Annotated in this window: 12 protein-coding genes and 1 pseudogene; 3 read left to right on the plus strand and 10 right to left on the minus strand. The window is 54.7% G+C overall.

All coding sequences use genetic code 11. The features are described 5' to 3' along the window. Positions 1 to 598: 598 nt before the first annotated feature. The gene (locus tag Q1A75_RS22315) at positions 599 to 919 is read right to left on the minus strand and encodes a hypothetical protein (RefSeq protein WP_299593115.1); all 321 of its coding nucleotides are present in this window, start codon (positions 917 to 919) and stop codon (positions 599 to 601) included. A gap of 105 nt (positions 920 to 1,024) precedes the next feature. Between Q1A75_RS22315 and Q1A75_RS22320 the strand changes: the two are divergent. Next, positions 1,025 to 1,415 (plus strand): annotated as a pseudogene (locus tag Q1A75_RS22320) (transposase). 183 nt (positions 1,416 to 1,598) lie between these two features. Beyond that, on the plus strand, positions 1,599 to 1,991 hold the full coding sequence (locus Q1A75_RS22325; RefSeq protein WP_299593118.1) for a hypothetical protein: 393 nt from the start codon (positions 1,599 to 1,601) through the stop codon (positions 1,989 to 1,991). A gap of 252 nt (positions 1,992 to 2,243) precedes the next feature. On the opposite strand, the gene Q1A75_RS22330 is transcribed toward Q1A75_RS22325, so the two are convergent. The 3 genes from Q1A75_RS22330 to Q1A75_RS22340 form a co-directional block, all read right to left on the minus strand. Then, on the minus strand, positions 2,244 to 3,413 hold the full coding sequence (locus Q1A75_RS22330; protein WP_299641310.1) for a Fic family protein: 1,170 nt from the start codon (positions 3,411 to 3,413) through the stop codon (positions 2,244 to 2,246). A gap of 608 nt (positions 3,414 to 4,021) precedes the next feature. Beyond that, positions 4,022 to 4,618 (minus strand): SMC-Scp complex subunit ScpB, encoded by a 597-nt coding sequence (locus Q1A75_RS22335; protein ID WP_299593124.1) that lies wholly within the window; start codon positions 4,616 to 4,618, stop codon positions 4,022 to 4,024. Beyond that, complete coding sequence (locus tag Q1A75_RS22340) at positions 4,615 to 5,568, minus strand: DUF1403 family protein (protein WP_299593127.1); 954 nt, start codon at positions 5,566 to 5,568, stop codon at positions 4,615 to 4,617. The genes Q1A75_RS22335 and Q1A75_RS22340 overlap by 4 nt, the downstream gene beginning before the upstream one ends. A 126-nt stretch (positions 5,569 to 5,694) precedes the next feature. On the opposite strand from Q1A75_RS22340, the gene Q1A75_RS22345 reads away from it, so the two are divergent. Next, entirely contained in the window at positions 5,695 to 6,858 is a 1,164-nt protein-coding gene (locus Q1A75_RS22345) for a tyrosine-type recombinase/integrase (protein ID WP_299555812.1), read from the plus strand. A 591-nt stretch (positions 6,859 to 7,449) separates the two neighbouring features. On the opposite strand, the gene Q1A75_RS22350 is transcribed toward Q1A75_RS22345, so the two are convergent. From Q1A75_RS22350 to icmT, 6 genes are all read right to left on the minus strand, one after another. Then, positions 7,450 to 7,794: a type II toxin-antitoxin system RelE/ParE family toxin gene (locus Q1A75_RS22350; RefSeq protein WP_299555814.1), complete on the minus strand. Its 345-nt coding sequence runs from the start codon at positions 7,792 to 7,794 to the stop codon at positions 7,450 to 7,452. Further along, positions 7,791 to 8,048, minus strand: a complete 258-nt coding sequence (locus Q1A75_RS22355) for a type II toxin-antitoxin system ParD family antitoxin (RefSeq protein WP_299555817.1) — start codon at positions 8,046 to 8,048, stop codon at positions 7,791 to 7,793. Before Q1A75_RS22355 ends, Q1A75_RS22350 begins: the two co-directional genes overlap by 4 nt. A 153-nt stretch (positions 8,049 to 8,201) precedes the next feature. Further along, positions 8,202 to 9,521, minus strand: coding sequence for a plasmid replication protein RepC (repC, locus tag Q1A75_RS22360; RefSeq protein ID WP_299555819.1), 1,320 nt, complete (start codon positions 9,519 to 9,521; stop codon positions 8,202 to 8,204). Positions 9,522 to 9,762: 241 nt separating this feature from the next. Next, a complete protein-coding gene (locus Q1A75_RS22365; RefSeq protein ID WP_299555821.1) occupies positions 9,763 to 10,803 on the minus strand; it encodes a replication protein in 1,041 nt (346 codons plus the stop codon). Beyond that, positions 10,800 to 12,158 carry an AAA family ATPase gene (locus Q1A75_RS22370; RefSeq protein WP_299555823.1) on the minus strand — a complete coding sequence of 453 codons (1,359 nt, stop codon included), beginning with the start codon at positions 12,156 to 12,158 and terminating at the stop codon, positions 10,800 to 10,802. Before Q1A75_RS22370 ends, Q1A75_RS22365 begins: the two co-directional genes overlap by 4 nt. Positions 12,159 to 12,310: 152 nt before the next feature. Next, positions 12,311 to 12,547 (minus strand): IcmT/TraK family protein (gene icmT / locus Q1A75_RS22375; protein ID WP_299593130.1); only part of this gene is annotated, 237 nt, incomplete at its 5' end.

Below are 12,547 nucleotides of genomic sequence, written 5' to 3' on the forward strand. Positions count from 1 at the left end.
TGGTGGCCACGATGAGCAACAAACCCTCTCTTAGCAAATACCGCTATTTGGACCCATAGGCGCTGACGTCAGACACTGAGATAGACGTCATGCACGTCAAGCGTCTTTGATCCTCTCCCACTTAACTGGTCAGGAGGAATCACTATGATGCAGAACGACCACATACTGCTTTGAGTTTCCGCCCTCCAGCTGCGGAAGCCATCGTCTGGATAGACTAGATCTTATTATGCACTAATAATCAAGTCGAACGACTCAAGTGGAGCTGATCACGCTCTGTAGGACAAGGCCTCCGATGTCCAGTCGGGCCTTCCGAAGTGTGAAGAACCATCGTATGATTGGATCCTCCAGTATAAATGAGGCAATCACTGGGTGTCTTGATGTCAGTGTCATATGGTCTTGTTGACCAAGTAGGCGTTTCAAGGTCTCAACCGTTTGAGTGTTCTGGCGCGACGTTTGTCGGCGGGTGTGCCGGGTCGTAACCGAAAATTCTTGGACGAAATGTCCCGATTAAGTAAGCCCTTGACCTGTTGATCTGAAGGGTAGGAAACTAGGATTCAGTGAATGGCCATGTGAATCGGCTTCAAGTTACCAGCATGCTTCAATTTAGCTTTGGCCGGGCACAGAGTTCACTCAGCATGACCACGAGCTCAGCCATCCATTCATCCTTTATACGCGACGCAAGCGTCGACATAGGACGGTGAAGTGGTATCAGTGTTGCGTATTCATATCGGATTGGTACATCCAATGGGATAAAGAGGATGGTTTCATTGTCGGTAGGGCGTTCGCGCGCCGTGATGACTGTCAGTGGATCGACAATGGCGCTACAATGTCCCGCACTGATAAAAGGCATCAACGGTAAGAAGAACTGGCTGTCAATGATGGATGAAAGGGCAGCATTCGCTCTATCGAACTCCTGCAACAGCTTCCTGGAAAGAGGATGGTCGTGGTGCAATGTGCCTAGGGTCAGGACCCATTGATTTCCGTTGAGGGGCGTGATTCACGGTTCGAAAACTGAGCGGTGAACATGTCTGATCTTTTCTGGCTGACAGATGCGCAGATGGCGCGTCTTGAGCCCTTCTTTCCAAAGTCCCATGGTAAGCCACGCGTCGATGACCGGCGTGTTCTGACCGGGATTATCTTCATCAATCGCAATGGTTTACGATGGCGAGACGCACCCGCAGCCTATGGTCCACACAAGACCCTGTACAATCGTTGGAAGCGGTGGAGCGACAAGGGTATCTTCGCGCAGATGATGATCGGGTTATGACAAGCGCCGCTACAAACGTCGCAACCGGATCGAAATCATGTTCGGCAGGCTTAAGGATTGGCGGCGTGTGGCGACCCGATACGATAGGTGCCCGAAGGTATTCCTATCAGCAATCGCCCTCGCAGCTCTCGTCATTTACTGGCTATGAGTCCTGACCCTAGCAGGCGGCAAACCCCTTGCATCCATTGCCAAGGGTGAAAATGCGCTTGTCTTGGATCTCGTGCGTGGCGACATCGCCAACGGGTGCCCCAATGGTAGCTGACCCATCTAAAGCAAAGGTCGCCGCGGATCTTGAAGACGAGGAGTTCGTCGCCGGTTGTGAGAATGGCCAATGGCGAGTCCTCTCCTTCGACTAACAGCCTTTAATCAAGAGCATACGATTACCAAGCACTTTGCCGGTCTATCAGATGCCGAGGCACCTGACGAAGTACCAGACCAAAAGGCCTATCAAGAACTTGAAAAAGGCATTGGACAGTGTGGTGCCGTCGAAATTGCAGGGACTAGTGTTGCAGCTGCCTTCGTCAGTGCGGCGGCAGCAGCTTGTGCGATTGCGCGCAGCATCGCCATAACCTCCGGTTGCCCAATTCCGTTGAATGAAGTCCGTCGCCTTTCTGAAGCCAACAGTCGTGCGGCACCCGCAGTACTTGTAAGTTCGCGGGGATTGGGTCATGCTGGAAAACCGATAATCTTCTCAACCTCAAGCTTACAAACAAACGTCGCTTAGAATTTGAATTTCATAGACGCATGACCAAGCGCTTGGGCGTCCTGTCGGTGAGGAATTTCCGGCTAGTGGTTTCTTTTCTCGGCGCACTTGAGATCGGGAATTCAACCTGAATGTAGTGTTCTCAACGATCTGCAGCCATGACTTTGAGAGCAGGAGAGATAAGCTTTCCAGTGTTTTTCCAGCCCGGCTGAAGCCGTAGCGGAATTCCGCAATTCGCAATGAACGCCGTTTTCACTATGTTCGATCTTTCCGCTATGAAAGCGAACTGGACCACCGCATCCGGTCCTCAATCAACTGAGTGAACGGAACGACGTCGGCACCTACGCTCGCAGATTCTAGTGCTGTCATATATTTGGTCCGATGCTCAACATCGATGACTGTCCAAGGGTAGCCACCTGACGCGAACATCGCGTTCATTAGGAACCGCGCCATGCGCCCGTTTCCATCGGGATAAGGGTGGATATACCCAAGCAACCAGTGACCCAGAACAGCGCGAACTGCTGCGGAATCTTCATTCTCGAGTCGTTCGAATAGTGTGGCCATACCGTCGGCAATTGCTTCTACTCGCGGCGGCGTGTGTCTCGAGCCCCGTAAATAAACGGGATGATTGCGGTAGCCCGCCAGTGCGCCTGCCTTCAAGATGCCAGCTGTCACTGATGGGCGGAACAGCTCTTCAAACCACGCATCATGATCCAGTCTAGCCACCTGCCCCGCCGGTTCTCCCAATAGTATTTTCTCTATCGAAGCGCGGACTGCTTGAAAAGCTTGCCAGTATCCGCTGGCGGCAAGCGCATCGACATCCTTCTTGTGTTCCGCGTTTCCAAGAGGATCAAAGGACCCTTGTCTCACTTGCTCGATCAATTCCTCGGTGACGGAATAGCCTTCGATCGACAGCGAGTGATAGGCATCATTGACATAGATGTCGTCGATCATCGCAAGATATGCATCCTTGTCGGCGGGCGTACCTGGTTCGTCAGGAAATATCTCCACGACGGCATCGCGATGGGTGTCCCATGCCGCATTGATCCTAGCCGCGAGTGGTGAGCTGCCGACCTCAAGAGGCATCACTTGGGCAACATCCGCGAAAGGATCCCTTTCCCGGACATCATAGTCAGCGGCCTTCATCTTCTTGAGAATGGTGTCAGCCTCACTATCGCGTCCCACGCGACGCAAAGCACCCGCGATCCGCCCTGCCGCCAAAACGTGACCACCATCAAGTAATTTGACAAGCAGAGGACCTGTGTTCTTCAAACCGCTCAAGACAATTTGCGCTTCCATTGCGTAGGATCGGTAGAATGCTTCGGGGACGTTGATCAGTGCCGCTTCGACGGACAAAACAAACAGCCCGTTTTTTGTTGCGATGTCACTCTTCGGAGGCAGGTCCTTCTTGAGGTCGTACAGCGAGGTGTCGAACGGCAGCACCGTGTTGTTGCCAGACCCCTTGGGTGTCCAAACGATCACTTGCTTCGGAATGTGCGTACTCTCGGCATGCAAAAGCAAAGATTGCTCAGACGAGAAGCACCACTCCACACCATAGCGTTCGTGGCAGTACCGGCGGCAGAAATCCCAGAACGATGTGTACCAAAAGGTCGAGTCATGCGGTTTGTCCTGTGGTCGGGTCACAATCAGCCAACCCAGAATGACATCTGTTAGGAAGCCATTCTTCTTGAGCCTTTCTCTGTGTGTTCGGCTGAGCTCATTGCTCCGCAAGACGTTGCCGTGTTCCGCTTGTCGCTCCTTAAGAAGCTCCAAAGAGGCTGCAAGTTTTTCGTTCGGGGACGCCATGATACGAAGGTCACCTTCTTATACCAGTTACCGGTGATTTACGCGTAGTCGTTGCTGTGTGTTTACACGTAAAGTACGTCGTCTATATACACGTTTCTTGTGCTGTGCAAACACACGTAAAGTCTGATGTGCAATCTCACGGCCATTCTGCAACTGTCCATGGTGTCCAACAACCAGGGGCAACATCCCGACCGATTGAAAGCGGGCGACGTTACGTGTCCGAAGTTTACTGCATATTTCGGACATCACGGCTTCGACAGTTCAAGCTCCGGCAGGTCCCGCAGGCTCTGCAGATCAAACGTCGCCAAGAACGTCTCAGTCGTCACGAAGGTATGCGGCGCGCCGGGCCGCGGCGAGCGCGGTCCGCTGCCGATCAGGTCCTTGTAGCGCAGCCGGGCGAGCAGGTCGCGGCTGACCTCTTTGCCAAAGATATCGGCGAGGCCAGCCCGGTCGATCGGCTGGTGATAGGCGATGGCACAAAGCACGCCCATCTCTATCTCAGTGAAGGCGAGCGACTGGTCGCCGAGATCGGCGGCGGCCTTGATGGCATCAGCAAACTGCGTCTTCGTCCTAAACATCCAGTCGCCAGCGACCAGGATCAGTTCATAAGGCCGTGCCGCCAGGTCCGCCTGAATATCCTCAATAAGCATCTCGACAGACACCCCCTGCCCCACCACGCGCGCAAGACCGTCACGGCCAACCGGCGTCGCACTCGCGAAGAGCACCGCTTCGATCCGCCCCATCCATTCCCGCCAGCGCAACTCCTGGGGAAGATCTTCGAGTTCGCGGTCAAAGACGGCGCCTTCCTCGGCTGGTTTCCGTTTCCTGGTGGCGACATTCATGATGCGATCCCGTAAAGTCGGAAGGTTGACCGTCCGGTCAGTTCCCGTGCCACGCCCAGCTCTACCAGCCGATCGCAGAACCGCCGCGCGGCGCGGGAGGTCATAGGAATCGTAGTTCCACGAATGCACGGCGAGAGCATTGAGGCTGGTGCCACTGCATCTTCTGTTAGAAACAAATCAACGGCCGCATCCGATCCTTTCGCTCGCAGTTTCGGGGCGACAACGCGAAGCGCATCGCCGCGGCGGGCGAGGTCCCGTGCCAACCGGATGGTCTCCTCTATGCTGTCCAGTATCCGTATTTGGATTGCCAACTCAGCCCCCTGCCCTTCTGAAATCAGGTCGCGCAGCATCGCCTTGGTCAACCGCTTTGCCGAGACTGGGAGCACGGTCTTCCAGTTCAGAGCGCGCGCCAGGACAATATCCGAGAGCAGGCAGGCAGTGCGTTCCGCGCGGTCGTCTACCGCGAGCACGTCGCGCAAGACAACGCTGCAGCCCGCCAGCGGACCATGTGTCCGTGCGCGCTCCAATCCCGCGTCAAACCAGACGCCAACCTCGCCTGCTAAGTCGGCACCGACAAGGTCGGCAATCTCACCCGTACCGCCTGCACGCAGACGCACGGCGGCGCGCCAGAACGCAAGGAGATCGCCGTCGGGTCCACGCGCCTCGCCCGGCGGTGTCAGATGATAGGCGTCGCGGATATCCGCCTCCCGCGCCTGCCGTCCTTCCAGCTTCGAGGTGGCGGTCGCCGCGCTCAGCGCCAGCCGATTCGCGAGCAGTCTCATCGGCACGTCATACCTGAGATCGCTTACCAGCTGATCCAGCACCGTGAGGACCGCTCCGGACCGAAACGCCACATCTTCAAGGGTTTCCGTATGCCCAGAGGTGACCCAGAACGGCAGTTGCGGTAGGGTCGCGGCGTCGTCGGGCAGCTCATGGCGGGCGTAGGTCATGCCACGAGACTAGCCTCTCACGGCGCTTTCGTCCACAATATGATGTACAGACCGCCCCACCTTATACCTCTCCACTATGTCCAATAAGTTTGCCTTATCGGACATGTTTGGGATAGGTTGCGAAACATGGCCAAAACAGCCAGAAACACCGAGAAATCAACCTCAGCTGCCCTAACCCTGTCCGGCAACGCCGAACGCAACGAGAGAGACCCTCTGCCCGATATTGATCTGGATGATCTTCCGTCAGAAGCGGCCGGTAAGGAAGACGACAGGTCACAGAACATCGCCCTGCCCGCCCATGTCGCTGGCTCAGGCACGTTGGATCGACTGATCGACACAGCCCGCGATTACGCAAAGGCGTCGACGTCGGACAACACCAACAAGGCCTACAAGGCGGATTGGAAACATTTTGCAAGTTGGTGCCGGCGCAAGGGTGTCGATACGCTGGTCCCCTCCCCTGCTGTGGTCGGACTCTACATCTCCGACTGCGCCAAACCGCAGGACGGCTCTCCGCCGCTGTCTGTCAGCACCATCGAGCGACGCTTGTCCGGCCTCGCCGCAAACTACCGGCAGCGTGGTCTCGCGCTCGACATGAAAGATTGTCACATCGCCTCGGTCTGGGCCGGGATCAAGAATACACACGGCAAACCACCGACACAGAAGGAAGCGGTGCTGGCCGAGGATGTGCTCGAGATGGTGGCGCTGCTCAGCTTTGGGCTGCGCGATATGCGTGACCGCGCGATCCTGCTGCTCGGCTATGCAGGCGGGTTGCGCCGCACCGAGATCACCGGCCTCGATGTCGGCAAAGAAGAGACCGATGATGGCCGCGGCTATCTTGAGCTCCTCGAAGGTGGTGCAGTCCTGCATATCAAAGGCAAGACCGGCTGGCGCGAGGTCGAGATTGGCCGCGGATCCTCCGATCAGTCCTGCCCGGTCCATACACTGGAGCAGTGGATAAATTACGCAAAGATCGACTTCGGCCCGGTGTTCCGGCGGGTCTATCGGGACAATTCCGGGGTCGGCACCGAGCGTCTCTCAGACAAACATGTGGTCCGTTTGATCAAACGGCTGGTGCTGGAGTCAGGCGTCGGACCAACCGATATCTCTGACGAAGAGCGGGTGAGGCGCTTTGCCGGGCATTCCTTGCGTGCAGGCCTCGCCTCGGGCGCCGAAGTTGATGAGCGCTATGTCCAGAAGCAGCTGGGTCATGCCTCAGCTGATATGACACGGCGATATCAGCGGCGTAGGGATCGGTTCCGCGTAAACCTGACCAAGGCGGCAGGTTTGTAACACGATATCCCGTGTCAAACCATGCGATCGACTGAAGCCCTGTGCAGATGACCAGCCTCAGGTGGAAAAAAAGCGGTGACCTAGGAATGCGAGATCACCGCTCTTTTGAGATGTTCGCCGCGGGAGGAGGTGCAGCAAACAAAACAGTGTCCAGTTTGCAACGTGCTTTCGGGAGGAGGTGAAAGCGCGCTGCTGACCATCGTGGGATCTCTGGGAGGAGAAAGGTCCACCTTGGCCGTATGACCTAATTTTAGCAGAGGTTTCTACGTCGCAACAAGCTCCATGCTGCATTGCAGCGAAACTTCGCACGCGCCGATGCAAATTCTCGCGCATGGGACACTGACTGCCCAAACCTTGTGCAGGATGAGATTGATCCGCTTTTGCGCGGATACCAACCCACGTCTCCAACTGAACCCGCAAGTCTCTATTCAAAGTATACCGGTACTTCCGGGTAGTTTCGGGCGCACATTCGTCGTGCAGTGAAAGGCAGTTGCTGCGCTTGCATCCACCAGGTCAGCGCGAGCTTTTGCTTCCAACCGACCTGTCGTTCGGACATAAGCTTGACCAACGCCACGCGCCGCTGAGTAAATGTTAACCCTCGTCCGATCCGTCATTCTTGAGTGCCCCCAACGCTGCGATGTGGCGTGGCAAATCACTACGCGAATGCAAGAAATCCACGACCAAGATCTCAGCGGGGCGTTCCAGGAACACAACAAAATGCTCCCCTGCCCTCGCGTAGCGCAATTCCGCTTCGTCATCGACAAGGATGGCACAACTGCGGGATACCGCATCGCCCCGCGCAAGTGCTTCACATCTCGCGACCAGTTCGGTCTCATAAAGATCGGCCTGACGCACCCCAAACCGCTCAATCGTCCAACGTGCAATATCGACAAGGCTGTCTTCGGCCTTGCGTGTCAGTCTGAACGAACGGGTCAAGCTCCTGAACGGGCCTTGCTAAAAGCGCGCCGAATGGCGTCGGCCCCGGTCCCTTCGGCGAGGTCTCCTGCTTCCACCTGTGCAAGCCCCTGACGAAATCCATTTCGGAGTTCAATCAAACCGGCTTCCTCGCGCTCAAGGAGCCGTAAACCTGCCCGCAGGGCCTCGCTCGCATTTTGATATCGGCCTGATGAAATCAGGCCTTGCACCAGCTCATCTTGGGACTCTGTTAGCACCACATTGCGTGTAACCATGGGTTATCTCCTTATTGGCAATATATGCCAACGGACCATCTTAATCAACAAACGCAGCGCGAAAGGACACGACATTTCATCTGCCATAGAAAGTTTCGGCAAACCAGCATCTTTCGCACGGCCATTTGTCAAAGGTTTGGTAGGCTTAAGACATCATTGCACCGCACTCTGCACACTCAAACGGCCATAAAAGCTGCGGTCCAGATGCAGATCCCCTGCCCTGGCCTTCTCGACCATGCCACGGAGGTATCCGCCAGGCGATTTGACCTCCCCGGTTGTGTGTTTGTCGAAGATCAGCGCGATCGCGGCGGCCGCAACAGCTGGCCCAAGGGCCCTTTGAGACAGGTTCCAGGCATCCTCGGAAATCCCCGCCATGCCCCTGATCTGACCAGCAGCCCGGTGCAGTTCGTTCCAATCGCGGATATATCCACCGCCAACAGCGCGTGCCATCTCTGCAAAATGCGGACAGGTGGCCATCAACATCGAGATATCGACATCTGATGTGCGTTTGCCGGTATGGGTGCTCCATTCAATATCGTGATCAACCTCTCCCGGTCTCTCAAACCGCTCAGGTTTTGGCTTTTCTGGCTCTACGCCCGCCGCGTGCTTTGTTTCAAAGCGATTACTAATTACAGGATCAGGTTGTTTTGTAGTTAGTATGTGGGTGCCATCAGAGGCACCTGTGGGTGTCATATTAGTATTAATTGGAACAACATTGCTTGCGGAAGACGCCTCCGGATTGGGTGATTTGACGTCAGATTCTTCAGGCCAGTCGAAAGCGGCCTCAAAAGCTTCCTCTACGCGATCCTTGAAGGCTTTGAACCAGTCTACGATATCGAGGAGCTTATGCGCCGTTGTCGTGCGCTTTGGCAGCCCCTGGAGCAATACGGTGAACTCTGCCTCCAATTCCTTCCACGGGCCCCTGAGGCCGCTCTCCAGCGCCTTGTCGATCTTTGCGCGGATAACACGCCGTGTAATGGTGACGACGTTCCTCAGAGAGGCGCAGAACTCGCGTTCTTCCTTTAGCTGGACATAGAGCGTCTCAAACTCTTCTGCACGCGCTGCGAGCGGCGCCAGGTCGAAGCCATAGGCCTCCACAATCACCCCATCTTCATCCCTGTGGCCGTAACGCTTGCCGTTGGGGCTGTCCTTAATCCAAATGAGGCCGAGTTCTGCCAGCCGGCGGACATGGCGCCTCAACGTCGACAGAGAGAAGCCTGTCTGCTCCATCAGAAAATTGTTCGAGGCCCAGACGATCGGCCGCCTGCCTTGCTCCCAGTCCTGAGGCTGGGTGAACGCAGCAAATGTATCGAGCAAGAGCAGGTCCTGCGCCTGAAGTCCGATCGCGGCTGCTACGCGCTTTGCGGCACTTGTTGCCTGTGATTTGGGTATATCGAACTGTTCACCGGCTTGTGCGTGCTTTTCAGCAACCACAAGGCCCGGCGTTGGCTTGCGCCATCCGTTATGTTTCATGAGTGTTGTTCCACCTCCATCAGTTGAATGAAGGCAAAAGAAATCCGTTCACCGAATCAGTGTTATCGTTGACATCGATGCGCGGGAAAGCTATCTGTGATGCTGCAAAACGTTACAGAACAGCTCTCATGCCGCGAGGTTTGGGGGCTTTTCTTTTGCCGTTAGATCACGTGATGTTCCTTTGTGCTCTTTGCCTCAAATGAGGGTCGTGCGCCCTTCCCTGTCGTTGCAGGTGAGCGTTTCATTTCTTCGACCCATGTTCCTGTAAATAAGCTGCGATCACATCGCCTAAGCCCTCAAGACTTTGCTTATCCAAATTTAATCCGGCTGCGCTGACGGACAGTTTTCCGCCTTGCGACGACATCGACAGCTTCCTCGATCCAATCGATCGCGTCACAGTCAATTTCTTGGGCTTAGGGGGAGCCTTAGCTTTAGGGTCTTTGGTTTCTGTTAGACTCGAAACCGCCTTTTGGAGGTCAGGGAAGCTTAGATCATACGCATTCTTGAATTTATTCAAGATTTGCTCGCGATCTCTGAAAACCGCCCTTCCGCGCGAAACAATGCTCTCGTGCACGCCTATCCGCTCAGCAAACGAAACGGCAGTTACTCTGCTGGAGCGGCTACTTGATTTTAGGTTCTCAAACATCTCTCCAATTGACAGGAGACGTTCGAACGGGCCCAGGTTCTCTCGCTCCTCGTTCTCGCGAAAGCGCATAAAAAGGAGTTCGAACGTTTCGTCTTCGGACCCACGCTTTTCTGGTGATGCCAGCACCGCACGCAAGGGTCTTCCAAGCGACTCTGCAATTGCATGCCGCCGACGACCCGTAATCAAATCAAACTGAACCCCATCTACGTTCTCTGGGTCCAGGGGATCCGGCTTCCAATTCGGGTCACTCGGCCAAACTTGTATTGGCGTATCTTGCCCATTGCCCTCAATACTGTTCCTTAGAGATTGGAACGGCTCTTGCGACTGCCAGTCAGCGCGTCGATCTGATCCCAAGCGATCAGTAACGAGAGCCGGATTTAAGGACAGCTCATGACGGCCATTAAGAATGTCGTCGACGACTTTCTGACGCGCCCTGATCAACGCAGCCTTGTTCTGCTCAACAGCACCAGCCTTCCAAGCACTGCCAGCGCCACCTGTACGAGGCTTAGGAGCGGCGCTTGAAGCTGGCTCAGGACTTTCAACTGCTAGCGAAGAAGAAACTGTGTTTGTCTCTTCGGACGAGCCGCTGTCGGCGGACTTTTTTGTATCGCTCAACAAGGACCGCTTCAGCTTCATACCGTCTCCTCCCCGTCTTCCTCATAGAATTCGTTGATCCACGTCTCTGAGTAGCCGCGCTCTCGGCCTGGCCAGATCCGCGAAACGATAGCATCGTTCACGGCATCAGCATTTGTTATGAACCGCTCGATGCCCTTCTTTTTACCGCGAGTGTCGGGCTCGTACTCATACACCGATTGGTAGACATCTGAGGCATTAGCAATCGCATCGGACCGCAAATAGAACACTGGCAAAACTTCGGTTGGGCAGTGCTCCAACAGATTGGCCACTTGCTTGAGATCTTGATCATTTGTTCTTTGTACGATCGTCGGCAAGAGCATGTTGGCCCCGGTGCCAATCTCGATACGATCATGGTCAAGGATATGATTAATCATTCCACGAAGCCCGGTGACGAAAGTAGACAACGTCGCGATGTCGAAACCTTTCATTGTCTGCGGAATGACCAAGTTGGTAGATGCAACAACGTTGTTGAGTTGGAATAGTGTGAGAGCTGGTTGGTAGTCGATAATAATGCAATCAAGCGTCTCGCCAAGCGCATCGTTAAACTTCTTTGGATCAACTATGCCATTTTCCACTAACTCGTTAGGAGCTGTCTTAGGCTCATGATGATCGCGCCAGCGCTCGATACTGTCGCGAAGATATCTGTAGAAGGCTTTCTCGGGGGGATTGTCACGGATTAGACGGGTGATTTGCAGCTCACCCTCAGAGGTTTCACCATGTGCAGGCAATATCCGCAGACCAGGCCATGAAGTCTTCAGGAAGAAGCTATCTAAGGTTTCAGCATCGTGCTCGGTGTATGGTTTCCCGTCTTCACTCATATACAATCCAGCAAAGTCGACCAGTGTTGCTGTGTCCTCAGTGGGGAGTTGAGGCATGCCTTCGCCACCAACAAAGTAAAGCGTGATTGTACTTTGAGGATCGGCGTCCATAACACCAACACGCATTCCAAAATGCAGACTCAAATATTGAGCAAAATGGGCCGCAGTCAGAGACTTGGCTGTTCCGCCTTTCTGACTTGCGAAAGAAATTACCGGAAGTGAATCGCCGGACTTTCTCCAAGCGAGATAATCGTAGGGCCGTTTTGCCGATGCCGCCAAGAGGACGCGTATGTGCATCAAATCGACAAGAGTGAAGACCCGCTCTCGGCCAACATACTCGCCAGCAGGAAAATTATCATTCTCTCTGGCAAACTTTGTCAGATACTGAATGCTAACATTGAGAAACCGCGCGCACTGCCGCATCGACCAAGATCGCTTTATGCGATTTCGGATGGTAAGGTCCTTGTTGACCGAAACCATTGTCTTATCGAGACCACGCGAGAGGTCGTTCAAAAATTGTTCTAGTGTACCGCTCATGATACTTACCGCTGCCTCCGATTCTCTTGTGGAATCGATTCTGCCCTTCTAGTAGCACGGTTTGGCGCATGTTGTACAGATAACGCGCTTCTATGCTAAATAGACGCTCCTTATGGGCCCCACCAGAACGAATTTAGCAATCTTGAATATATTCAAGATTGCTCTCTTTGTGATTTATGTGAGCCTGCAACGAGAGCATCGGACCCATGATCCGCCATCGGCCTCAGTCGCGTGTAGGACACAGCAGGACGGAACGCTCCGACTAACTTCGAACGCGCCAAGCGTATGAGATTCTCGACCGAGTAATTGAAATAGCTCGCACCGGTAAACCCCGCGATCGCGAACACAAGTACGGCAAAGGTCCACGACCTGATGTGGAAGATGAACAG

The sequence above is a fragment of the uncultured Tateyamaria sp. genome (genome assembly GCF_947504105.1).
GTDB lineage: Bacteria > Pseudomonadota > Alphaproteobacteria > Rhodobacterales > Rhodobacteraceae > Tateyamaria.

Excerpts from the sequence above, each read along its gene's own strand:
- Q1A75_RS22325 (WP_299593118.1), top strand. The coding sequence starts at position 1,599 with ATGGCGAGTCCTCTCCTTCGACTAACAGCCTTTAATCAAGAGCATACG.
- repC (WP_299555819.1), bottom strand. The coding sequence starts at position 9,521 with ATGAAACATAACGGATGGCGCAAGCCAACGCCGGGCCTTGTGGTTGCT.
- Q1A75_RS22345 (WP_299555812.1), top strand. The coding sequence starts at position 5,695 with ATGGCCAAAACAGCCAGAAACACCGAGAAATCAACCTCAGCTGCCCTA.
- Q1A75_RS22340 (WP_299593127.1), bottom strand. The coding sequence starts at position 5,568 with ATGACCTACGCCCGCCATGAGCTGCCCGACGACGCCGCGACCCTACCG.
- Q1A75_RS22365 (WP_299555821.1), bottom strand. The coding sequence starts at position 10,803 with ATGAAGCTGAAGCGGTCCTTGTTGAGCGATACAAAAAAGTCCGCCGAC.
- Q1A75_RS22370 (WP_299555823.1), bottom strand. The coding sequence starts at position 12,158 with ATGAGCGGTACACTAGAACAATTTTTGAACGACCTCTCGCGTGGTCTC.
- Q1A75_RS22335 (WP_299593124.1), bottom strand. The coding sequence starts at position 4,618 with ATGAATGTCGCCACCAGGAAACGGAAACCAGCCGAGGAAGGCGCCGTC.
- Q1A75_RS22355 (WP_299555817.1), bottom strand. The coding sequence starts at position 8,048 with ATGGTTACACGCAATGTGGTGCTAACAGAGTCCCAAGATGAGCTGGTG.